Genomic DNA, 20,107 nt, shown 5'->3' with positions numbered 1-20,107 from the left:
AGGATGCTCCAGGAGGTTCGGAAGCCCACTGGTTCACTCTTCGAGACGCCGCTAAAGCGGCTCCTCAGGGTGAGGGCTCGAATGTCCAGTCAGACACTCAGGATGAGGGCTGGAGTCAGTCTCGCTGGCCTACGACCTCACTTCCAGCTCGGCCGCCAGGCGGCGAAGGCTGCCTTGGTCGCCTCGTTGGCGGGGTAGAGCCCGAAGATCGAGTCGCCGGCGCGCACGCGCTCCTCGACATAATCCTCATAGGCCGTCTGCTCGTAGGCTTCCTCGGCCACCTCGTTGGCGACATGGGCCGGGAGGACGCAGACGCCCTCGCCATCGCCGACGACGATGTCGCCGGGATAGACCGCGACGTCGCCGCAGGCGATCGGCACGTTGAGATCGGCCGCGTGATGCCTGATCAGGTTGGTCGGGGCGCTCGGGCGGGTGTGATAGGACGGGAACGGCAGCGCCCCGATATCGGGCGAATCGCGAAAACCGCCGTCGGTCACGATGCCGGCGACGCCGCGTTGCATCAGGCGCGTCACCAGGATCGCGCCGGCCGAGGCCGCGCGCGGGTCCTTGCGGCTGTCGATCACCATGACATGGCCGGGCGGGCAGGCCTCGACCCCCTTGCGCTGCGGGTGCTCGACATCGGCGAACACGCCGAGATGATCGAGATCCTCGCGGGCCGGGATGTAGCGCAACGTATAGGCCTCCCCGACCATGCGCGGCGCATTGGCGCCCACCGGCCTGACATCCTGGATGAAGGCGTTGCGGAAGCCGCGCTTGAACAGGGCGGTGGTCAGCGTGGCGGTCGAGACGCGCTTCAACTTTTCGCGGTTCTCAGGGGTAAGGATCATGGTTCAACGTCTCGGCGGTTGGGGCGGGAAACAGATACCGTCATTGCGAGCGTAGCGAAGCAATCCAGGGGGTCTCGCGCAATCCCCCTGGATTGCTTCGTCGCTACGCTCCTCGCAATGACGGGAGCACGCCTTGCGGCAACTGCTCTCACTCAATCTTCACATTCGCCTTCTGCGCCACCTCGGCCCAGCGCTTGGTCTCGGCGGCGATGTAGGTGGTGAACTCCTCGCTGGTCGAGCCGACGGGATCGACGCCGAGCTTCTTGAGCTGGTCGATCACAGCCTGCTCGCGCATGATCGCCTGCGTCTCGGTCGAGAGCCGGGCGACGACCTCCTTCGGCACTTTCGCCGGCGCGAAGAAGCCGTGCCAGGAGGCAGCGGCATAGCCGGGAATGTACTCGGACAGCGCCGGCAGGTCCTTGGCGATGGGCAGCCGCTCCGGCGTCGCGGTGGCGAGAGCCCGGATCTTGCCGGCCTCGACATGCGGCCAGGCGATGGTGATGTTGTCGAAGGTCAGCTGGATCTGGCCCGAGAGCAGGTCCTGGGTCACCTGCCCGCTTGAGCGGTAGGGCACGTGCACCATGTCGGTGCCGGTCGAGACCTTGAACAGCTCGGCCGCCATATGCGTCGAGGTTCCCGCCCCCGAGGAGCCGAACGAGTACTTGCCGGGATTGGCCTTGAGCAGGGCGATCAGCTCCGGCACCGTCTTGGCCGGCAGGTCGAGATTGACCATCAGGATGTTCGGCACGCTCGCGACCTGCGAGATCGGCGCGAAGTCCTTGATGTGGTCATAGGGCATCTTGATGTAGACGCCCGGGTTGATCGCATGGCTCGACACCGTGCCCATGGTCAGCGTGTAGCCATCCGGGTCGGAGCGGGCGACCGTCGCCGCCCCCGTATTGCCGCCGGCGCCGACGCGGTTCTCCACGATGAAGCGCCCGCCCATCCGGGCCGCCAGCCGCTCGGCCAGGATGCGGCCGAGCAGGTCGGTCGTGCCGCCGGCGGCGAAGGGCACCACGATGGTGACGACCTTGCCGGCGGGATAGGCCGTCTGGGCCAGCACGGCGGGAGCGGCGAGAAGGCTGGCGCCGCCGGCAAGCACGGCGCGTCGGGTCAAATGGCTCAAGTCGTCCTCCCTTGGGTTGGTTCGCCGCTGCGCTGCGCAGCCGGCACGGCCCTTGGCGGGCCTCTTGGAGTGACGACATAGCACAGGCTTTCGCATTTGAAATCTGAAATTTCAGACTTGCTTCGGCTTGATGTTTTGGTATTTGCTGACGATGCAGGGTTGTTGCCTGGATCGGGATTCCGAGCCGGGCCGACTCACCTGCTGGAACCATGATGCTCGACCCGACCACGATCGAACCCGTCGCCCCTCACCTGCTGCGCTCCCTGCGCGAGCACGTGCATGAGCGCCTGCGCCGGGCGATCGTCGCCGGCAGCTTCCGCAATGGCGAGCGGCTGAACGAGCGCCAGCTCGCCGAGATGCTCGGCGTCAGCACGACGCCGGTCAAGGACGCCATCCGCAAGCTGGAGAGCGAGGGGCTGGTGCGCACCGAGGCGCGCCGCGGCGTCTTCGTCGAGTTCTCCGCCAGGCAGGCGCTGGAGATGGCGCTCGGCCGGGCCGCGCTCGAAAGCGTCATGACCCATATCGCCGCCAACCACATCAGCGACAGCGAGATCGTCGAGATGGCGCGGTTGATCGACGAGATGGAGCACGCCACCGATCACAGCGCGCTTGAGGACCTCGTCAACCTGAACGAGGCCTATCACGGCATGATCCACCGCATCTCCGGCTGCGCCTATCTGGAGCGCCGGCTCGACGGGCAGCGCATGTACGACCACGCCCAGCGCATCGCGCTGCTGGCGGTCAACTCCGAGCGCCGGCAGGGCTTCGTCGAGCATCAGGGAATTTTCGCCGCTCTGGCAGCGCATGACCCGGCGCTGGCGGAGCAAAGGATGAGGAGCCACATCGTCCGCTCGGCCAAGAGCCATGTGCGGCAGGTGTTCGGCGCGGATGCGGAGGGACTGGCCTATGACGAATGATCGCGTGCGTAGCGCTTTGCGCGGCATTTCCGGCGTGCACGTCACCGCCTGGGGCAGTGACGGCGAGGCCGACTGGACCGTCACCGGCAAGATCGTCCGGCGCATCGCCGAGGCCGGCATCCACAACATCGTCTCCGCCGGCAATACCGGCGAGTTCTATCCGATGACCACCGACGAGGTCGTGCGCAGCCACGCCGTCGCGGCCGAGGCCGCCGCCGGCAAGGCGCTGGTCACGGCCGGCATCGGCCGCTCCCTGCGCGAGGCGGTCGCGACCGGCAAGCTCGCCGCCAGGGCCGGCTGCGACGCGGTGATGGTGCATCACCCGCTCGACCCCTTCGCCGCGCCGCAATCGCAGGCCGACTACATCATCGCCATCGCCGAGGCGCTCGACGTACCCGTCGTCGCCTATATCCGCTCGGACGCGATCGGCGTGAAGGACCTCACCCGCGTCGCGACCCATGCCAACGTCGCCGGCGTCAAGTTCGCCTCGACCAACGTCATGCTGCTGGCCGAATGCGTCCGCGCCACCGAGGGCACCAGCGCTAACTGGATCTGCGGCCTCGCCGAGGGCTGGGCCGCGCCCTTCCACGCGCTCGGAGCGCGGGGCTTCACCTCCGGCCTCGTCAACGTCGCGCCGGAGCGCTCGCTGGCGATCTGGCAGGCGCTGGAGAAGAACGACTACGACCGCGCCCGTGCTTTGGTCAGCGAGATCGCCGGCTTCGAGACCATGCGCACCAAATACGGCAACGGCGCCAACGTCACGGTGGTCAAGGAGGCGCTCGGCCTGCTCGGTACCCCGGTCGGCCCGGTGCGCCTGCCCGGCCTGCCCGAGCTGAACGAGGGCGAGCGCACCGAACTGCGCCGCATCGTCGCCGGCTGGAGCGCCCAGCGCGCGGCGGCGGAATAGGCGCCACTTTCCATCACCCGCGCCGTCATCCCGGACAGCCGCTTTAGCGGCGCCGCTCCGGGATCCATCGTAAAGCGCAGTGCTCTATGATGGATCCCGGAGCTCCGCTTCGCTCCGTCCGGGATGACGTCTCGAATAAGACCAATGAGGAACCGCCGATGACCCATCCCCGCAAGACGCCCGAGACCCTGCGCAGCTTCCGCTGGTTCGGCGCCAGCGACCTGCGCTCCTTCGGCCATCGCTCGCGGGCGCTGCAGATGGGCTTCAACCATGAGGAGTTCATGGGCAAGCCGGTCATCGGCATCATCAACACCTGGTCCGAGATCAACCCCTGCCACACCCATCTGCGCGACCGCGCCGAGGCGGTGAAGCGCGCGGTCTGGGCGGCGGGTGGCTTCCCGGTCGAGATACCCGTGATGTCGGCCTCGGAGCAGTACCAGAAGCCGACGACCATGCTCTATCGCAACTTCCTGGCGATGGAGACGGAGGAATCGATCCGCTCCCACCCGCTCGACGGCGCGGTGCTGCTCGGCGGTTGCGACAAGTCCACGCCGGCCCTGATCATGGGAGCCTGCAGCGCCGGCCTGCCCTTCATCTTCGTGCCGGCCGGGCCAATGCTGCGCGGCAACTGGGCCGGCAAGGTGCTCGGCTCCGGCGCCGACGTCTGGAAGTACTGGGCCGAGAAGGAGGCCGGCAACATCACCGACGGCCAGTGGCGCGACATGGAGAGCGGCATCGCCCGCTCCTACGGCACCTGCATGGTGATGGGCACGGCCGCAACCATGATGAGCCACGCCGAGGTCCTGGGCCTCACCCTGCCCGGCGCCTCCGCCATCCCCGCCGCCGACGCCGCCCACCCGCGCATGGCCGCGGCCGCCGGCAAGCGCATCGTCGAGATGGTCTGGGAAGACCTGACGCCCGACCGCATCCTCAGCCGCAAGAGCTTCGAGAACGCGCTCACCGTCCATATGGCGGTCGCCGGCTCGACCAACGCGATCATCCACCTCGTCGCGATGGCCGGCCGCGCCGGCGTGCCGCTGACGCCTGATGATTTCGACACGTTCTCGCGCACGGTGCCGGTGATCGCCAACCTGCGGCCCTCCGGCGAATTCCTGATGGAGGATTTCTTCTATGCCGGCGGCCTGCCCGCGCTGCTGAAGCAGCTCGAGAGCAAGCTCCACACCGACGCTATGACGGTGACGGGAAAGCCGATCGCCGAGACCATCGCGCTCGCCAAGGTCTATGACGACAACGTCATCCGCCCGCTCGACCGCGCAATCTCGACCGAGAACGGGCTTGCCGTGCTCAAGGGCAACCTCGCCCCCAATGGCTGCGTCATCAAGCCCTCGGCCGCCGAGCCGCGCCTGCTCAAGCATCGCGGGCCGGCCCTGGTCTTCGAGGATTACGACGCGATGATGCGCGCCGTGAACGACGAGAACCTCGACGTCACCGCCGACCACATCATGGTGCTGAAGAATTGCGGCCCGGTCGGCGGCCCCGGCATGCCGGAATGGGGCATGCTGCCGATCCCGAAGAAGCTCTTGAAGCAGGGCGTGCGCGACATGCTGCGCATCTCCGACGCCCGCATGTCCGGCACCAGCTACGGCGCCTGCGTGCTCCACGTCGCGCCGGAGGCCTATATCAAGGGCCCGCTCGCAGCAGTGCAGACCGGCGACATCATCGCGGTCGATGTCGAGGCGCGCGGCATCTCGGTCGAGCTCAGCGACGCCGAGATCGCCGCGCGGCTGGCCAAATGGTCGCCGCCGAACCGCGACTATGCCCGCGGCTACGGCAAGATGTCGGCCGCCCATATCCAGCAGGCCGACAAGGGCTGCGACTTCGACTATCTCGAAGGCACCGCCAAGATCGCCGAGCCTGAGATTCACTAGGCCCGCCACCTCCGTCATTGCGAGGAGCGCAGCGACGAAGCAACCCAGGGGGATTGCGCGAGCGAGACCCCCTGGATTGCTTCGCTGCGCTCGCAATGACGGGGGAGGCTCCTCTGGGTAAGGGCTCTGTTTCCAAAAGGTCCGAAACTCGTCATGGCGCTGTAACGGCCGGGGATCATGGAACGCGCTCCCGCTAGGAGCGCCTGCCATGGTCACCCGTCGTCACGTCCTGGCCGCCGGCCTCGCCGCCCCTGCCTTCCTGCCCCGGCTGGCGCGGGCGCAGAGCGATACGCGTCCTGTCCTGCGCGTCGCCGTCCAGGCGCTGCCTGCGACGCTGGAGCCGCTCGAAGCGATCTCCAATGTCGGCCTGCGCGTCACCGACAACGTCTTCGACACGCTCTGGCGCCGCGACTTCCTGAAGGAGGCCAAGGAGGGCGGCCAGCATCTCGTGCCGCATCTCGCCACCTCCTTGCGCCAGCGCGATCCGCTGACCTGGGAGGTCAAGCTCCGCGGCGACGTGCGCATGCATGACGGCACCGTGCTCTCGGCCGACGACGTGCTCTCGACCTTCTCGCCCGAGCGCATGTATGGCCCGCAGGTCCAGCACCATGAGGGCCGGATCAATTTTGGCCATCTCGCCGGCGTCGAAGCCGAATCGCGCGACACCGTCCTGTTCCGCACCAAGACGCCCGACGTGGTGATGCCGCAGCGCCTCGCCGCCTATGGCGGCTGGATCCATTCGGCCAAGTTCTACAACGAGCAGGGCCAGGCCGGCCTGCGCCAGAAGCCGGTCGGCAGCGGCCCCTACCGCCTCGCCTCGTTCCAGCGCGACCAGCGCGCCGTGCTCGAAAGCCATGACGAGTACTGGATGGGCAAGCCGCCCCTGCGTCAGATCGTCTTCACCGTGGTGCCGGAGGCGTCGAGCCGGCTCGCCGGTTTGCATGCCGGCGATTACGACCTGATCACCAACCTCCTGCCCGAGCAGGCGCAGACGCTCGCCGGCCACAAGACGCTGGAAGCGGTCGATGTGCCGCTCGAATTCGCCCATATCCTCTATTACGACACCCGCAACCCGGTGCTGCAGGATGCCCGCGTCCGGCAGGCGCTGAACTATGCGGTCGACTACGACACGCTCGGCCAGTCGCTCTGGGGGCCGGAGTTCAAGCGCATGGCGGCGCTGCAGACGCCCTCGTTCGGCGCGCTCTACGATGCCGACCGCCGCGGCTTCACCTATGATCCCGAGCGCGCCCGCGCCCTGCTCAAGCAGGCGGGCTATGGCGGCCAGGAGATCGTGATCCGGATCACGCCCGGCTACTACCTCCAGATGCTGCTGGCCGTGCAGGTCATCCAGCAGATGTGGGAGGCCGTTGGCGTCAAGAGCCGGCTGGAGACGATGGAGAACCTGTCGCAGGTCGTGAACCCCGGCGCCGACGTCCGGCCGACCTCGATCGCCTTCCGCTTCCCCGACCCGCTCGGCGGCGGGCTGCTGGTGCACATGGCGAAGGACTACTTCATCCAGAAATCCGGCTTCTGGCGGCCGACGACCTTCAACGCGATCAGCGACGAATTGCGCCTCGCGACCGAGCCGGCCGAGCGCAAGCGGCTCTGGCTGCGCCTGCTCGACGAATACGAGGCCGAGGCGCCGGCCCTCATCCTCTATCCCGTACGCGAATACTTCGCCAAGCGCCGGGCCGTGAAGTGGACGCACTACCCGCTCTACTACATGGATTTCCGCTCTTACAACCTGAGCTTCGCATGACCCGCGTCGTCTTCCTCTCCGACCCGCACCTCTCGCCGACCCACGGCTTCTTCTGGCAGAACTGGCTGCTCGCCCGCGACGCCGCCGCCCGGGTCGACGCCGCCTGCACCATCGTCAACGGCGACCTCTGCATCGACGGGCCCGACAGCGACGCCGAGATGGCATTCGCCGCCACGGCGCTGGCCCTGCTGCCGGGCACCGTGCTGCCCTTGCCCGGCAATCACGATATCGGCGACGAGCCGCCGGGCCAGGACCCGAACCAGATCGTCAACGAAGCCCGCCTCGCGCGCTGGGACACCTTCATCGGCGCCGACCGCTGGCGCTTCCGCCTGGACGGCTGGACCCTGCTCGGCGTCAACGCCCAACTCTTCGGCTCCGGCCTCGCCCGCGAGGCCGAGCAGAACGACTGGCTCGACGCGATGCTCGCGGAGAGCAGGGGCGACCGGGTCGGGCTCGTGCTGCACAAGCCGCTCTTCGTCGAAAGCCCGGACGAGGCCTTGCCGAGCATCGCATCGCTCGGCCCGGCGCCGCGCGGCGAGTTGGTGCAGCGCCTGTGCCGGGCCGATATCCGGCTGGTCGTCAGCGGCCACCTGCACAAGCACCGCGACCGCAGCATCGATGGCCTGCGCCATCTCTGGCTGCCTTCGCTCGCCTTCTCCGGCGGGCGTGGTCTCGACGGTGACGCGCGCTGCGGCTTCGCCGTGCTGGATTTCGATGGCGACCATGTCGGCGTCGAGATCGTCCGGCCGCAAGGCATCGTCTCGCACGACCTCGACGCCATCAAGCAGCATGGCCGCTACCGCTTCCTGCGCGAGATGCCGCCCTGCCCGCCGGAGCTGGCGGCCTAAACGGCAGTTCGGCGCGGCCGGCCAGCGCTATTCCGCGCCGGGAACGAAGCTGACGACGAAATGGACGAGCTCGCTCTGTCGCGTCGTGCCGGTCTTGGCGAAGAGCCGCTGCAGATGGGTGCGCGCCGTCGTCTTGGCGATGCCGAGCCGCTCGCTGGCGGCGATCGTGTCGAGCCCCTCGCAGACCAGGCCGAGCATCTTGGCCTCGCTCGGGGTCAGTCCGTGGAAGACCTTGATCGCGGCGATGCTGGAGCGGATCGCCCGGCTGTGATCGCGGACGACGATGGCGAAGATCGACCTGGTCTCGTCGGCGAAGGCGCCGATCGGCGTGACGCTGACGGCCAGGACCCGCTCGCTGCGCGTCTCCAGCGCCAGCCGCAGCTCCGGCATCATCGCGCCGGCCTTGTTGCGCCGCATCCAGCCCTGGAGCCGGGCGTTGAAGTTCGCGCTGCGGGTGCTGAACCGGTCGTCCCCGACGATGCCTTCGCCCGTCAGGCGCGTCGCATCGCGGTTGCGCGAGAGGATGCGCAGGTCCTCGGTGACCAGGAACACCGCCGTTCCGTCGCTGACCGCGTCGTCATTGCTGTGGCGTGTGGGCCGGGCGGTGGTGAAGTGGGCCTCATGCCGTGGCCCGAAATCGATTGCGAGTGTCATTGGCCGTTCCCGTGCTGCAGTGTCTCCTGGTTGGTTTCACGAGAACGGCATCCGGTTTCGGACATTCGAAAATAATTTCTTTGAGCACCTTGCTTGGTCATGGGCGTACGCCTCGGCTAGGCTGCGGGCATGGCTCAGGATCATGTCGACCCGGATCAGCCCCACGGAGACGGCGCAGCGCCGGCCCCGCCGCTACAACTCGACCACCTGACGCGCTCGCTCTATGACGTACTTCACACAATCGCCCATCGCGAGCGGCTGCGGGCCGGCCGCCCCGCGACCTTGCAGACCACGGCGCTGATCAGCGAGAGCTACCTGAAGCTGCGCCAGAGCCGCGGCTGGAACAGCGAGGAGCATTTCCTCGCCAGCGCCGCAACCGCGATGCGCCATGTCCTGGTCGACGCAGCCCGCGCCCGCCTGAGCCGCAAGCGCGGCGACGGCATCAGGGCCGTACCGCTCGACGAGGAGCATGACGAGCTGCCTGAGGTCGACGATGGCGACGTCGTCAGGATCAGCGACGCGCTCGCCGCGCTGGAGCAGGTCGACGAGCGGCTGGTGAAGGTGGTCGAGTGCCGCTTCTTCGCCGGCTACAGCGAGGAGGAGACGGCGCGCATCCTCGGCATCAGCGCCCGCACCGTCCGGCGCGACTGGCTCCAGGCCAAGGCCTGGCTCTTCCGCGAGCTTCAGGGCGGCTGAACCGCCGGCTTATTTGGCGTTCTGCTCCAGGATCTCGCGCAGCTTCCTGACCTCGACCAGATGGACCGCACCAGCCGGCCCGGCCCTGTCGAGGATCGCTTCGGACGCATCGATATCGGCCCTGGCCCGAGTCCAGTCGGCGGCCCGCAAATAGAGCTGCGCCCGCACCGAGAGCGCCATGCCGTAATAGATGTGCTGCGCGCCGAAGGCTTGGGCTGAGGCCGCCAGCGCCTTGTCGATCTCGACTGCCGCCTCGCCATCGCGATCGCGCACCAGCAGGCCGAGCCCCCGGCTCTGGCGCAGCATGATCGTCACCGGGCTCGTCTCGCCGGCAAAGGCCGTGCCGATCGCCAATGCCTCTTCGAGAACCGGCAAGGCCTCTTCCGCCCGCCCCGTCGTCAGCAGCAGGCGGCCGAGATTGAGCTGCAACGCCGCAAGCGCGATCGAGGGGCCGTAGAGCTCGCGCCGCAGCGCGATCACCTCGCGCCACATCCCTTCCGCCGCTGCGACGTCGCCGCGCTGGAAGGCGATCGCGGCGCGGTTGTTCATCACGCCGATGCCGGTCGCCGAGCGCGTCCGCCCCTGCTGCTCCAGCAAGTGCTGCGCCGTCTTGAGGCTGGCCTCGGCCTCGTCCCGCCGGCCGGCTTCGAGCAGATGGACGCCGAGATTGTGATGCAGCGTCGCGATGCCGTCGCCGCCCTCGCCGAGCAGAGCCGACAGGCGCGAGATCGCGCCGCGCAGTAGCGCTATCGCCTCGTCGCGCTGGCTGCGCTCGCGCAGCAAGCCGGCCTCGATCCCGGCGGCCTCGGCCTGTTCCCTGGCATAGGCGCCGGCGTCCCCAGCCCAGAACGCCTTGGCCTGGCCAAGCAGCGCCGCGGCCTGGTCGAGCTGTCCCCGGCGAACCGAGACGGCCGCGAGCGTCTGGCGCGCATTGGCCAAGGCCCACCCGTCGCCGTTGCGCTCTGCGATGGCGATGTAGCGCTCGAGCAGCGGGGCAGCGGCGTTGAAATCGTCGAGCTCGGCATAGAGCTCGCCGAGCGTGCCGAGCAGCGTCACGGAGCCGCCATTCGCCTCGCGCCCGAGTTGCGCGGCGGTGGCGTCCAGCACCTGCTTGGCAGTGGCGAAGCTCGGGCCGCCGGCGCTCGAGGCCGTGCGCAGCAGCAGCATGACATAGTCGCGCACGGCGGAGGCCCGCTCGCTTTCGATGATGGCGCTCTGCCGCGCCGCCCGCGCCTTCCCCGCCTGCCAGAGCACGCCGCCGACGCCGCCCGCCAGCACGACCATGACTGCCGTCGCCGCCAGCAGCCGGCCGCGATTGCGGCGCAGGAAGCGCCGGGCCCGGTAGCCGAAATCGCCCGCCCGCGCCGCGACCGGCAGGAAGACCAGATGCCGCTCGATATCCTCCGACAAGGCCGCGACGCTCTCGTAGCGCGCCTCCGGCTCGTAGCGCATCGCCTTCTGGATGATGACGTCGAGATCGCCGCGCACCTGCTCGCCCGGCACGGGCGGGGCCTCCTGCCGGGCCATGACCTTGCTCGGCTGCGGCGGCGCGTCCTGCATGATGCGCAGGGCTCCGGCGAAGGGCGTGTCCCGGAGCCGCCAGGGCGAGCGGCCGGTCAACAACTCGAACAGGATGCCGCCGAGCGCGTAGATGTCCGTGGCTGTGGTTGGCCGGCGGCCCTCGAACTGCTCGGGCGCGGCATAATCCGGCGTCAGGATCGCCTGCGTCAGCGCCTCATTGCCGGTTTCGGCCAGGATATGCGCCACGCCGAAATCGAGCAGCTTGACCTGCCCCTCCGGCGTCACCAGCACATTGCCGGGCTTCAGGTCGCGGTGGACGATCAGGTTGCGGTGGGCATAGGCCACCGCGGCGCAGACGGTCTGGAACAGCCTGAGCCGCGCCTTGAGGCCGAGCCGCCCCGCCGCGCAATAGGTCGTGATCGGCGCGCCGTCGACGAACTCCATCGCCAGATAGGGCCGCCCGTCCGGCGCAGTGCCGCCGTCGATCAGGCGCGCGATGGCGGGATGCTCCAGCCCGGCGAGGATCTGCCGCTCCGTCCGGAAGCGCTCGACATGGTCGGCGGCCTCCGGGCGCAGCAGCTTGAGCGCGACGACCTGCTCGAACTGCCCGTCGGCGCGGGCGGCGCGATAGACCTCGCCCTGCCCGCCCCGCCCGATCAGCGCCTCCACGCGGAAGGCGCCGACCCGCGCACCGGAAGCAAGCGACTGGTAGCCCGGCGTAGCCGCCACCCCGCCCGTCAGCCCGGTCGCGCCGCCGCGCTCGAGGAAATCACCCGCGCTATCGGCAGCGGCCAGCAACGCCCGTGCCTCATCAAGCAATTCCCGCGGCAGGATCGAGCGCGCCAGCGCCACCTGGCGCTCGGCGGGGGCGAGTTCGACCAGATCGTCGAACAGCGCGCGGACCTTGATCCAGCGTTCCCGTTCCAGATCGATCGGCTGCTTCATCGTCATCCCAGGAAGCCGGATGGGCATGGCCCTCATCGCCACCCGCGCATCACTGTCGAGGAGCCGGGCAGGAGCGGCGTCCTCCAGATGAGGGACGCAAGGCGGGCGGGAAACATGTTGCGATGACGCCGACTCGTGGAGTGCGCCCATGCGCGGAAGCATCCGACCCGGCCTCATCGCCGCCGCGCTGATCCTGGCGCAGCAGGCGCCGGCGCAGTCGCCCGCATCCAAGCCCGATTATGACGGGCGCTTCACCGTCACCTATCATCCGGTCATGTGCCAGGTGCCGCCTTGCCCACTCGGCTCCTATACGATCGTGGCTGAGAACAAGCGGCTCGGCTCGGTCGGCAAGCTCGCGATCGACCCGGGAACGCCGGCGGAGCTGCGCAAACTGCTGGACGGTACCAGGCCCTATTACACCGGCTTGTCGATCGACGGCCGCCTCTGGCTCTCGGCCGGAGAAAGCCCGACCGCGACCATCCAGGCGCGCCGCGCCATTCCCGGCCAGTGGAAGCCCTGATGCGAGCCCTCCCACTTCTGGCGGCGCTCGTCGCCCTGACCAGCGCCGCAGCCGCTCAACAAGGTCGCTCGGTCACCATCGTCAACGGCACCGGCGACGTCATCCGCGGCATCCATCTCGCGCCGGCAAATGAGGATCATTGGGGGCCGGACCGGATGGGACCCAACCTGATGGAGCGCGAGCAGCGCGCCATCACCGTGCCCGGCAGCGCCTGCGCCTACGATATCCGCATCGTGCTCGGCCGGCGGCCGCGCGAGCAGCTCCTGTTCGGCGTCGACATCTGCAAGAGCCCGACTGTCACGGTCAACGGCCGCCAGGGCCGCATCATCGAGCGGGTCGAGTAAGCGCTTATTTGCAGCCCTCGCGGCAGCGCAGGCCACTGACCATCGCCTGCTCCTCGCCTTTGGTGGCGACCTCGATCAGCGTCCCGGCCTTCTTCCAGATGAAGAGGCAGTTGGCGGCGCCGGTGCCGGCGCAAGCGAACATCTCGGCGCGGCCGGTGCAGCGCTTGTCGCCCTCCCAGCATTCGTCGGCGCCCGGCAGCTTCGTCGGCTGCCAGCCCTGCTTGATCAGGCTGACGCGGAACTGCCCGTAGTCGCGCTGCTTCGGCAGGCCGGGCAAGGCCTCGGCGGCAAAGGCGACCGAAGCGGCAAATGCGAGCATAGCGGCCAGCACCGTTCTCATGGCGAGTTCCTCAACGTCAGAGATGGTCGACCGCGTTGACCGGCGCCCGCGCCGCCTCGGTCGTCTCGTAGAAGGGCGGCAGCGTACTCACCCCGGCGACCCCGGCAAGCAGCCCGCCCGGAAAGATCTGCACCGCGTTGCGCAGGTCGCCGACGGCGCTGTTGTAGAAGCGCCGGGCCGCCGCGATGTTGGCCTCGACCTCGTTATAGCTGCGCTGCGCCTCGATCATCGGGCCCGACGAGGTCAGGTCCGGATAGTTCTCGGCGACGGCAAAGAGCCGCGTCAGATCGGCGCCGAGCTTGGCCTCGGCCTGGAACTTCTCGCCGATCTTGGCGAAGTCGCGCTCGCCGACCTGCGGCGCCACCTTGGTGCGCAGTGCGGTGATCTCCTCGAGCAGCGTCTTCTCATGCTCCATGAAGCGGCGCGCGATGGCGAGCACGTTGGGGATCAGGTCGTGGCGCTGCTGCAGTTGCGCGTCGATGCCGCCCAGCGTCTCGTCGACCTTGTTCCGGCGCGTCACGATCGCCGCGTACCAGATGTAGAGCCCGACCGCTCCACCAAGCAGGATCACCAACAGAACCCACGTCATCGCTTGCCCCCTTGCTGGAATTCCGTGCTCGGCCGCACGGCGATGTGCATCTCGACCATCGCGTCGGCGAGACCGAAGATCATCGCGAGATCGCCTTCGAGGCTGGCGAGATGCGCGGCGGCATCCTGGCTCTCCAGCCCCGGCGGCTCGAACAGGCTGCCGGGATGGTAGCGGCTGAGCGCGAAGCTCATCCGCGTGCCCTCGATCAGGAAGCGCGGCGGGAAGAAGCTCTTCCCGTCCGACATCACCAGCAGGCGCTGCATCACGGCCGGCGTCAGCACGGCGCGCGCCTCGATCTGGTCGCTGCCATAGACGCCGTAGATCTCGTCGAAGACCGGGTCTTCGAGCCTGACCGGCATCAGCCCGTCGGGCGCCGAGAAGAAGCGGCCGCCGCGCTCGGCCTTGTCGGCGACGACCGTCGTACCGCGGAACGGCGTCGCGACGGCGAGGTCAATCAGGACGCCATGGAAGGTCGTGACGTCATCGTCATCGTTCTTGCGGGTCAGGTCGATCTCGCTGATCCGGATCGCATGGCCCCGATAGGTGCCTTCGAACACGTCGTCGGCACTGGCCTGGTCATGGCCCGGCAGCACGCCGTAGCTGCACAGGCTGCCGAGCGGCGGCATCGTGCCGATGCTGTGCTGGAGATCGCCATAGGCCTTGAGCAGCCGCGGCACGAGCTCGTGCTTGAAGGCGAGCGCATAGCGCGCGCCGGGACCGCCGACCGCATAGACCCAGCTGCCGATGCCGGCAAAGCCCAGCATGAAGAGGTAGACGAAGAGCGGCGAGCCGCTGCTTCGCGAGCCGGAGTTGCCGAGCGAGGTGAAGGCCCACGCCAGCAGCAGCCCCAAGACGAGCGCCGGCGGCACGAACAGCCGGACTCGCCGCCTCGCCTCCGCCGCGAGCCGCTGGCGCAGCTCCTCGAGCATCGCGATCTCGCCCGAGAATTGCGCGAGGTTCTGCGCCTGCGGCTGGACGAGGGCCGCGGCCTGGCCGCCCCCCGCCGGCTGCGGCGAGCCCGCTTTCGATTTCCTGTAATAGGACCAGACCAGATAGCCGAAGACGCCGATGACCGCGGCCGGAATCGCCAGGGAGATCGCCACACCGGCCAGGGCAGTGATCACGATCAGCAGGAAGCCGAGGATGCCGCCGATCACGCCGAAGCCCGATCCCGAGGAGATCGCGAGCCCAACGAGCGCAAAACCCGCGACCGGCACCAGAAAGAGCAGCAGCGGAAGCCAGCCGACATAGCGGCGGAACTTCAGTTCGAGCCGCTTCATCTCAACGGCCGTACGGGCTGGACCCTGCCGGCCTTCTCCGATCCTGCCTTGCGGCTCGCCCGGTTCCATCGCTTCGCCCCCGTCCGCTATCGCTGTCGCCGGAGGGCGCGCCTGCCGCGCCCTCTCATCGGGTCAAACGGGATCGGCGGCGAAATCCGGACATGGCCTGTGGCGCAGGGCGATGCGGCGGCGTTGCACATGGCGGCATCTGACCGGCGCGGGCCGGTTCAGGCGTCATGCAAATGGGGGATGATCGGGGGTCCGAAAGGCCTAATGCTCAAGCTCGCAGGGACAGCTTGTAGGAGTAGGCATCGCCCCGGAACAGACCTTCGACATATTCGACCATGCTGCTGTCGCGGCTGTAGCTGCGGCGCTTGATCAGCAGGCAGGGCACCGGCCGCTCGAAGCCGAACACGGCGCATTCCTCTTCGGTCGGCGCCGCCGCCTCGATGGTCTGCTCGCAGAGCACGAGCGGCGCGCCCAGCGTCTGCAGCACGGCGTAGACCGATTGCGACAGGTCGGCCTGGGCCAGTTCGGGCACGATCTGGAGATTGTACCAAGCGACCTCGCGCGACATCGGCACGTCGTCGCCGCTGCGGATGCGCACGAGCTTGAGGAAGAGCGCGTTCGAGGACAGGCCGAAGATCGAGGCGATCGAGCGGTCGGCCACCACGGCCCGCTCCAGGATGCGCGACGAGGGCACCCGCCCGAGCTCGCGCATCTCCTCCGTGAAGCCCTTGAGCCGGTCCATGCCGGGGTGCAGCCGCGCGCCCATGCCCTGGACGATCGAGCCGAGGCGGCCATGCGCACTCAGGAGCTTGCGCTGGCGCAGCGTGTTATAGCATCGCTGCACGGTGGCGCGGCTGATCTTGAGCTTCTCCGCCAGTTGCCGCTCCGCCGGCAGCGTCGTTCCGGCCGGCAGGATGCCCTCGCCGATCAGATGCGTCAGCTGATCCTCGAGCTGCTGGTAGAGCGGCTTCGCGGTATCGTCACGCAGCGCGATCAGGTTCGGCAAGGAGGGCCTTGCCGACGCGGCTGTCGCGGGATCGGTGTCGAACGGGGGCTGCATTCGCGTGCTTCTGCGCGGCACTGGCTATGATGGGGTCAGGGTGAGGGGTGAGCAGGCATGGCGAGCAGCATCTTCGTTCTAGGCAGTTTCGTCGTCGCCTGCTCGGCCAAGGTAGCACGCTTCCCGGCCGCGGGTGAATCGCTCCGCGCCGATATGCTGACCGTAGAGCCGGGAGGCAAGGGCTTCAATCTCGCCGTTGGCGCCGTGCGGCTCGGCGCCGCGGTCGACGGGTTGATGGCCATTGGCGATGATCCCCTCTCCGTCTTTGCCGCCCCGGCGCTGCGCCGGGCCGGCCTGCCGCTGACGATGCTGAAGCAGTTTCCCGGTGCAACGGGTGGTGGCGTCGGCTTTACCGATGCTACCGGGGAGAATTGTCTGGCCGTTCACGCTGGTGCGAACCTGTCCTTGTCCGCGCAGGATGTCGGAAGCGTGGCGGACGCGCTCCGGCAGGCCGGTCTGGTGCTGGCGCAGTTCGAAATTGCCGACGCGCCGATCATCGAGGCCTTCCGGCTGGCGCGCCAGGCCGGGATCAGGACCTTGCTCAACCCCTCGCCCTTCCGCGCGGTGAAGCCGGAGATTCTCGCCAACACCTCGATCCTCATCGTCAATGCCAGCGAAGCCTCTGCCCTTGCGGAGGCGCTGCCGCCCGCAAGCAATTCGGATGCCGCGGCCACCGAGGACGAGCGGCTGGCGCATTCCATCCTCCAGCACGGACCGGACACGCTGGTCGTCACCCGCGGCAACGCCGGGGCGATCGCCTTCCGCAAGGGCGAGCCGGCGTTGCGGCAGCCCGCCTTCGCCATCGAGGCGGTCGACAGCCTTGGCGCCGGCGATGCCTTCGCCGCCGGGCTCGCGGCGAGCCTGGTCGCGGGCCTGCCCTTCAAGGAGGCGCTGCGCCGCGCCGCTGCCTGCGGTGCGCTGGTGACGCAGCGCGTCGGGGTTTTCGAGGCGCTGCCCACCGCGACGGCGCTGCAGGATTTCCTGCACGCCCGCGGATAAAAGCCGCCGGCTCACATTGGATCGTTTTTGGACTTTCCATAAACACGCCAACGCGGTATCGATTGGGTTCTGCCCGATCATGCTGAGGGCGAAAACGGCGGCGAATGAGCGCGGCAGGGGCGAACCGCGTGACGCACCGTGACACGTCCGGCGGCGCTGGAGTTGGCTATGGCGCGCGCGAATCTCGATGCGGTCGTCGCGACGATCGATAGCCTTCTGCTCAGCGCTTATGACGCCGAGCAGATGCCCGCCGCCGTCGAACAGATACGGCAACTCTTCGGCGGGTCGAAAGCCTGCTTCGCCCGCGTCGGGCCGGACCTCGGTCCCGAGGACGCCGTCACCACCAATTTCGATCCTGTGATGCACCAGCGCGCCTATGAGGAGTTCGCCGAAGAGTTCGTCTCCTTCGGCCAGACGCTCAACAAGGTGCCGATCGGCCAGACCTATGCCGATCACGCCCTGATCGGCGAGGAGCGCCTGCGCGCCAGCCGCGTCTGGCGCGAATGGATGGCGCCGCAGGACATGTATGGCGGCCTGGGCAGCCGCGTTCTGGAGGCCGGCCCCTCCTTCTGGTTCTTCGACGTGCAGCGCGGCCGCAACCAGGACGCCTTCGACGCACAGGACGCAGCCCTGCTCGAACGCCTGACGCCGATCATGACCCGCGTCGCCGAATTGCGCCGCCATATCGGCTTCCTGACGCTGCAGCGGGACATGGCGCGCACTGCGCTCGACACGCTCTCCGTCGGCATCGTCATCGCCGATCCGCAGATGCGGCTGGTCTACGCCAACGAGACGGCCGACCAGTTCCTGGCCGAGCCGGAGGGCGCGCTCGGCCTGCGCACCGGCCGCATCTTCGCCCGCAGCGCGCAGGATCAGGCCGCGCTCAAGCGCCTGGTCGCGCAGACGCTCGCCCCGGCGCATGATCCGAATGCCCGCCGCACCCACCTGCAGGCGCATGCCGCCGGAGCCGAGGGCTGCAACCTCTCCTTGTGCGTGCTGCCGGTGCCGCCGGGCTACGGCCTGCCAAGCGCCTCGCCCAGCGTGATGATCGCCATCCGGCCGCTGGAGCCGGCGGCCGATCTGGTCGCAGCGGCGCAGCAGCTCTTCGGCCTGACCGAGACCGAGGCGAAATTCGCTTCGGCCCTCGCCTCCGGCCTGTCGCTGGCCGAGGCGGCGGAGGAGCAGCACGTGCGCATCTCGACCGCGCGCACCCATCTCGCCCGCATCTTCCAGAAGACCGGGATGCGCCAGCAGAGCCAGGTCGCGGCCCTGCTGCGCGGCGCGGAGCTGCCGGTCCGGTCGCGCTAGAGACCGTCCCGAGCCACCAAGAAGCGGGTTGGAACGCCTTGCGAGCCGCGAACGGCGCCGCATCAGGAGCATATGCTGTAAGCGGAACGACGCATCACGGTAGCCCCCCGGCCCGAACACTCATCCTGACTGAAGACTAGCCTCCAGATGCGAAAGGTTTCGTCCTCCATATGGGGGATGGCCCGAGAAAGCTGTGCCGCTACCCCTTTTCAGGAGGGTTCGGAGGGCGGCCAATGAACGGGTTTCGGATCGCGGCGGCGGCGCTTCTGGGGATCGCGGTGGCCCTGGCTGCGCCCGGCCCAGCTCGCGCCGATGCTGTGGCGGAACGCATGCTCGGCGCCTACCGCGCCTGGACCGCCAAGCACAAGTTGAAGCGGAGCAGCGTCGCCATCATCCGCGACGGGCACATCGTCGGCAGCGACAAGAGCGGCGCGACCTCGCCGCTCAAGCCCGAGCCGGTCGCCAGCGTCTCGAAGGTCATTACCGGCATCTGCATCGTCAAGCTGGTCGAGGCCGGCCGCCTGCAATACGACGCGCCACTTGGCGCCGTACTGGCCGGCTATTTCGCCCGCTACGGCCGCCCGGCCGACCGGCGCTTCAGCTCGATCACGGTGGCGCAGCTCCTCACCCAGACCAGCGGCATCGGCGACGCCAATATCGACCAGCACAAGCTCAGCCTCGCCGAGCAGATGCGCGACACGATCAAGCTGCGCCTGTTCCAGGACCCCGGCGGCAAGCACCAGTACGAGAACAAGAATTTCCAGGTGCTCGGCCTGATCGTCGAGCAGGTCACGGGCCAGCCCTATGAGGAGGCTTGCCGCCGGCTCGTGCTGGAGCCGGCCGGCGCCGGCGCGGCCCATATCAGCCTCGTCCAGCCCTTCATGTCGTCATGGGCCGGCTGGATCATCTCCGCCAGAGACATGGCCCTGTTCATGCGTCATTTCGAACCCCGCTTCGGCCTGCTCAAGACCGGCCCGCGCGACTGGCCAAAAGTGGATCTCGGCGATCGCTGGTTCTACAGCGTCGGAACCAGGCTGCGGCACAACGAGGATGACAGCTACAGCGCCGTGCACTCCGGCGTCTGGACCTGGGGTAGCTCCACGCTGAACTATCAGTTCATGGCGCGCTTCGTCTATTGGGGCAGCGGCATTGGCTTCGCCATGAACGCCTCGCCATCGATCGACGGGCTTGGCGAAGACCTCGAGCACGAGATGTGGAAGGCGTCGCTGCCGGTCGAGGCGGAGCTGCCGCGCCCTGCGCCGCAAGCCAAGCTCGACTACAGCACCAACCGGCCCGGCAATGACTACCGCAGCTTTATCCTGACGCGGGAGATGAAGGGGGACGTCTGTCGCAAGGCCTGCGAGGACGAGCCGCAATGCAAGGCCTACACGCTGGAGCGCCCCTCGCTGCCGCAGCAGCCCAACTCGGTCTGCCACCTGAAGAACCCGGCCCCGGCCCTCGCGGTCCGCGACTTCTGCTGCGCCTCGCAGGTACTGCGCTGAGCGGAGCGCCTGAAGCGAAAGGCCCGGCATGGGATCCCATGCCGGG

At 68.5% G+C, this 20,107-nt stretch carries 19 protein-coding genes; 11 read left to right on the top strand and 8 right to left on the bottom strand.

Annotated features, from left to right (window positions below):
* Positions 1-137 precede the first annotated feature (137 nt).
* The gene (locus DWF00_RS15490) at positions 138-848 is read right to left on the bottom strand and encodes a ribonuclease activity regulator RraA (RefSeq protein ID WP_114829469.1); all 711 of its coding nucleotides are present in this window, start codon (positions 846-848) and stop codon (positions 138-140) included.
* A gap of 148 nt (positions 849-996) precedes the next feature.
* On the bottom strand, positions 997-1,974 hold the full coding sequence (locus tag DWF00_RS15485) for a Bug family tripartite tricarboxylate transporter substrate binding protein (protein ID WP_114829470.1): 978 nt from the start codon (positions 1,972-1,974) through the stop codon (positions 997-999).
* A gap of 209 nt (positions 1,975-2,183) precedes the next feature.
* Between DWF00_RS15485 and DWF00_RS15480 the strand changes: the two genes are divergently transcribed.
* The 5 genes from DWF00_RS15480 to DWF00_RS15460 all read left to right on the top strand — a co-directional run bounded on the left by DWF00_RS15480 (position 2,184) and on the right by DWF00_RS15460 (position 8,294).
* Positions 2,184-2,891 carry a GntR family transcriptional regulator gene (locus DWF00_RS15480; RefSeq protein ID WP_245973972.1) on the top strand — a complete coding sequence of 236 codons (708 nt, stop codon included), beginning with the start codon at positions 2,184-2,186 and terminating at the stop codon, positions 2,889-2,891.
* Entirely contained in the window at positions 2,881-3,798 is a 918-nt protein-coding gene (locus DWF00_RS15475; RefSeq protein WP_114829471.1) for a dihydrodipicolinate synthase family protein, read from the top strand. The genes DWF00_RS15480 and DWF00_RS15475 overlap by 11 nt, the downstream gene beginning before the upstream one ends.
* A gap of 158 nt (positions 3,799-3,956) precedes the next feature.
* Entirely contained in the window at positions 3,957-5,687 is a 1,731-nt protein-coding gene (gene araD / locus DWF00_RS15470; protein ID WP_114829472.1) for an L-arabinonate dehydratase, read from the top strand.
* Between the two features lie 208 nt (positions 5,688-5,895).
* Positions 5,896-7,446 (top strand): ABC transporter substrate-binding protein, encoded by a 1,551-nt coding sequence (locus DWF00_RS15465; protein WP_114829473.1) that lies wholly within the window; start codon positions 5,896-5,898, stop codon positions 7,444-7,446.
* Positions 7,443-8,294 (top strand): metallophosphoesterase family protein, encoded by an 852-nt coding sequence (locus DWF00_RS15460; RefSeq protein WP_114829474.1) that lies wholly within the window; start codon positions 7,443-7,445, stop codon positions 8,292-8,294. The genes DWF00_RS15465 and DWF00_RS15460 overlap by 4 nt, the downstream gene beginning before the upstream one ends.
* A gap of 27 nt (positions 8,295-8,321) precedes the next feature.
* Here the strand turns inward: DWF00_RS15460 and DWF00_RS15455 are convergent, their stop codons facing one another.
* The gene (locus DWF00_RS15455; RefSeq protein ID WP_114829475.1) at positions 8,322-8,948 is read right to left on the bottom strand and encodes a helix-turn-helix transcriptional regulator; all 627 of its coding nucleotides are present in this window, start codon (positions 8,946-8,948) and stop codon (positions 8,322-8,324) included.
* Positions 8,949-9,077: 129 nt separating this feature from the next.
* Between DWF00_RS15455 and DWF00_RS15450 the strand changes: the two genes are divergently transcribed.
* Positions 9,078-9,644 (top strand): ECF-type sigma factor, encoded by a 567-nt coding sequence (locus DWF00_RS15450; RefSeq protein WP_114829476.1) that lies wholly within the window; start codon positions 9,078-9,080, stop codon positions 9,642-9,644.
* A gap of 9 nt (positions 9,645-9,653) precedes the next feature.
* Here DWF00_RS15450 and DWF00_RS15445 read toward each other — a convergent pair whose 3' ends face one another.
* The gene (locus DWF00_RS15445; RefSeq protein WP_181832652.1) at positions 9,654-12,110 is read right to left on the bottom strand and encodes a serine/threonine-protein kinase; all 2,457 of its coding nucleotides are present in this window, start codon (positions 12,108-12,110) and stop codon (positions 9,654-9,656) included.
* A gap of 148 nt (positions 12,111-12,258) precedes the next feature.
* Between DWF00_RS15445 and DWF00_RS15440 the strand changes: the two genes are divergently transcribed.
* A complete protein-coding gene (locus tag DWF00_RS15440) occupies positions 12,259-12,630 on the top strand; it encodes a hypothetical protein (RefSeq protein WP_147283703.1) in 372 nt (123 codons plus the stop codon).
* Positions 12,630-12,974, top strand: a complete 345-nt coding sequence (locus DWF00_RS15435) for a hypothetical protein (RefSeq protein ID WP_114829479.1) — start codon at positions 12,630-12,632, stop codon at positions 12,972-12,974. The genes DWF00_RS15440 and DWF00_RS15435 overlap by 1 nt, the downstream gene beginning before the upstream one ends.
* 4 nt (positions 12,975-12,978) lie before the next feature.
* Here DWF00_RS15435 and DWF00_RS15430 read toward each other — a convergent pair whose 3' ends face one another.
* The 4 genes from DWF00_RS15430 to DWF00_RS15415 form a co-directional block, all read right to left on the bottom strand.
* Positions 12,979-13,314, bottom strand: a complete 336-nt coding sequence (locus DWF00_RS15430; RefSeq protein WP_147283704.1) for a hypothetical protein — start codon at positions 13,312-13,314, stop codon at positions 12,979-12,981.
* 16 nt (positions 13,315-13,330) lie between these two features.
* Positions 13,331-13,903, bottom strand: a complete 573-nt coding sequence (locus tag DWF00_RS15425) for a LemA family protein (RefSeq protein ID WP_181832653.1) — start codon at positions 13,901-13,903, stop codon at positions 13,331-13,333.
* Positions 13,900-15,183 (bottom strand): DUF3137 domain-containing protein, encoded by a 1,284-nt coding sequence (locus DWF00_RS15420; protein WP_181832654.1) that lies wholly within the window; start codon positions 15,181-15,183, stop codon positions 13,900-13,902. The genes DWF00_RS15425 and DWF00_RS15420 overlap by 4 nt, the downstream gene beginning before the upstream one ends.
* 277 nt (positions 15,184-15,460) lie before the next feature.
* The gene (locus DWF00_RS15415) at positions 15,461-16,252 is read right to left on the bottom strand and encodes a GntR family transcriptional regulator (RefSeq protein WP_114829482.1); all 792 of its coding nucleotides are present in this window, start codon (positions 16,250-16,252) and stop codon (positions 15,461-15,463) included.
* Between the two features lie 57 nt (positions 16,253-16,309).
* Between DWF00_RS15415 and DWF00_RS15410 the strand changes: the two genes are divergently transcribed.
* The 3 genes from DWF00_RS15410 (at position 16,310) to DWF00_RS15400 (ending at position 20,061) form a co-directional block, all read left to right on the top strand.
* Positions 16,310-17,251 carry a ribokinase gene (locus DWF00_RS15410; protein ID WP_114829483.1) on the top strand — a complete coding sequence of 314 codons (942 nt, stop codon included), beginning with the start codon at positions 16,310-16,312 and terminating at the stop codon, positions 17,249-17,251.
* A 168-nt stretch (positions 17,252-17,419) separates the two neighbouring features.
* Positions 17,420-18,559, top strand: a complete 1,140-nt coding sequence (locus DWF00_RS15405) for a helix-turn-helix transcriptional regulator (RefSeq protein WP_114829484.1) — start codon at positions 17,420-17,422, stop codon at positions 18,557-18,559.
* A gap of 233 nt (positions 18,560-18,792) precedes the next feature.
* Positions 18,793-20,061 (top strand): serine hydrolase, encoded by a 1,269-nt coding sequence (locus tag DWF00_RS15400; RefSeq protein WP_181832655.1) that lies wholly within the window; start codon positions 18,793-18,795, stop codon positions 20,059-20,061.
* Positions 20,062-20,107: the final 46 nt, after the last annotated feature.

This window comes from Allobosea caraganae (assembly GCF_003351345.1).
Taxonomy (GTDB): Bacteria; Pseudomonadota; Alphaproteobacteria; order Rhizobiales; family Beijerinckiaceae; genus Allobosea; species Allobosea caraganae.
The sequence above is the reverse complement of the archived record's forward strand: the minus strand, read 5'-3'. Positions and strand labels throughout refer to the sequence as shown.

Coding starts and splice junctions, on each gene's coding strand:
- DWF00_RS15490 (WP_114829469.1), bottom strand. CDS start 848: ATGATCCTTACCCCTGAGAACCGCGAAAAGTTGAAGCGCGTCTCGACC.
- DWF00_RS15480 (WP_245973972.1), top strand. CDS start 2,184: ATGATGCTCGACCCGACCACGATCGAACCCGTCGCCCCTCACCTGCTG.
- DWF00_RS15475 (WP_114829471.1), top strand. CDS start 2,881: ATGACGAATGATCGCGTGCGTAGCGCTTTGCGCGGCATTTCCGGCGTG.
- araD (WP_114829472.1), top strand. CDS start 3,957: ATGACCCATCCCCGCAAGACGCCCGAGACCCTGCGCAGCTTCCGCTGG.
- DWF00_RS15465 (WP_114829473.1), top strand. CDS start 5,896: ATGGTCACCCGTCGTCACGTCCTGGCCGCCGGCCTCGCCGCCCCTGCC.
- DWF00_RS15460 (WP_114829474.1), top strand. CDS start 7,443: ATGACCCGCGTCGTCTTCCTCTCCGACCCGCACCTCTCGCCGACCCAC.
- DWF00_RS15455 (WP_114829475.1), bottom strand. CDS start 8,948: ATGACACTCGCAATCGATTTCGGGCCACGGCATGAGGCCCACTTCACC.
- DWF00_RS15450 (WP_114829476.1), top strand. CDS start 9,078: ATGGCTCAGGATCATGTCGACCCGGATCAGCCCCACGGAGACGGCGCA.
- DWF00_RS15445 (WP_181832652.1), bottom strand. CDS start 12,110: ATGAAGCAGCCGATCGATCTGGAACGGGAACGCTGGATCAAGGTCCGC.
- DWF00_RS15440 (WP_147283703.1), top strand. CDS start 12,259: ATGCGCGGAAGCATCCGACCCGGCCTCATCGCCGCCGCGCTGATCCTG.
- DWF00_RS15435 (WP_114829479.1), top strand. CDS start 12,630: ATGCGAGCCCTCCCACTTCTGGCGGCGCTCGTCGCCCTGACCAGCGCC.
- DWF00_RS15430 (WP_147283704.1), bottom strand. CDS start 13,314: ATGAGAACGGTGCTGGCCGCTATGCTCGCATTTGCCGCTTCGGTCGCC.
- DWF00_RS15425 (WP_181832653.1), bottom strand. CDS start 13,903: ATGACGTGGGTTCTGTTGGTGATCCTGCTTGGTGGAGCGGTCGGGCTC.
- DWF00_RS15420 (WP_181832654.1), bottom strand. CDS start 15,183: ATGAAGCGGCTCGAACTGAAGTTCCGCCGCTATGTCGGCTGGCTTCCG.
- DWF00_RS15415 (WP_114829482.1), bottom strand. CDS start 16,252: ATGCAGCCCCCGTTCGACACCGATCCCGCGACAGCCGCGTCGGCAAGG.
- DWF00_RS15410 (WP_114829483.1), top strand. CDS start 16,310: ATGGCGAGCAGCATCTTCGTTCTAGGCAGTTTCGTCGTCGCCTGCTCG.
- DWF00_RS15405 (WP_114829484.1), top strand. CDS start 17,420: ATGGCGCGCGCGAATCTCGATGCGGTCGTCGCGACGATCGATAGCCTT.
- DWF00_RS15400 (WP_181832655.1), top strand. CDS start 18,793: ATGAACGGGTTTCGGATCGCGGCGGCGGCGCTTCTGGGGATCGCGGTG.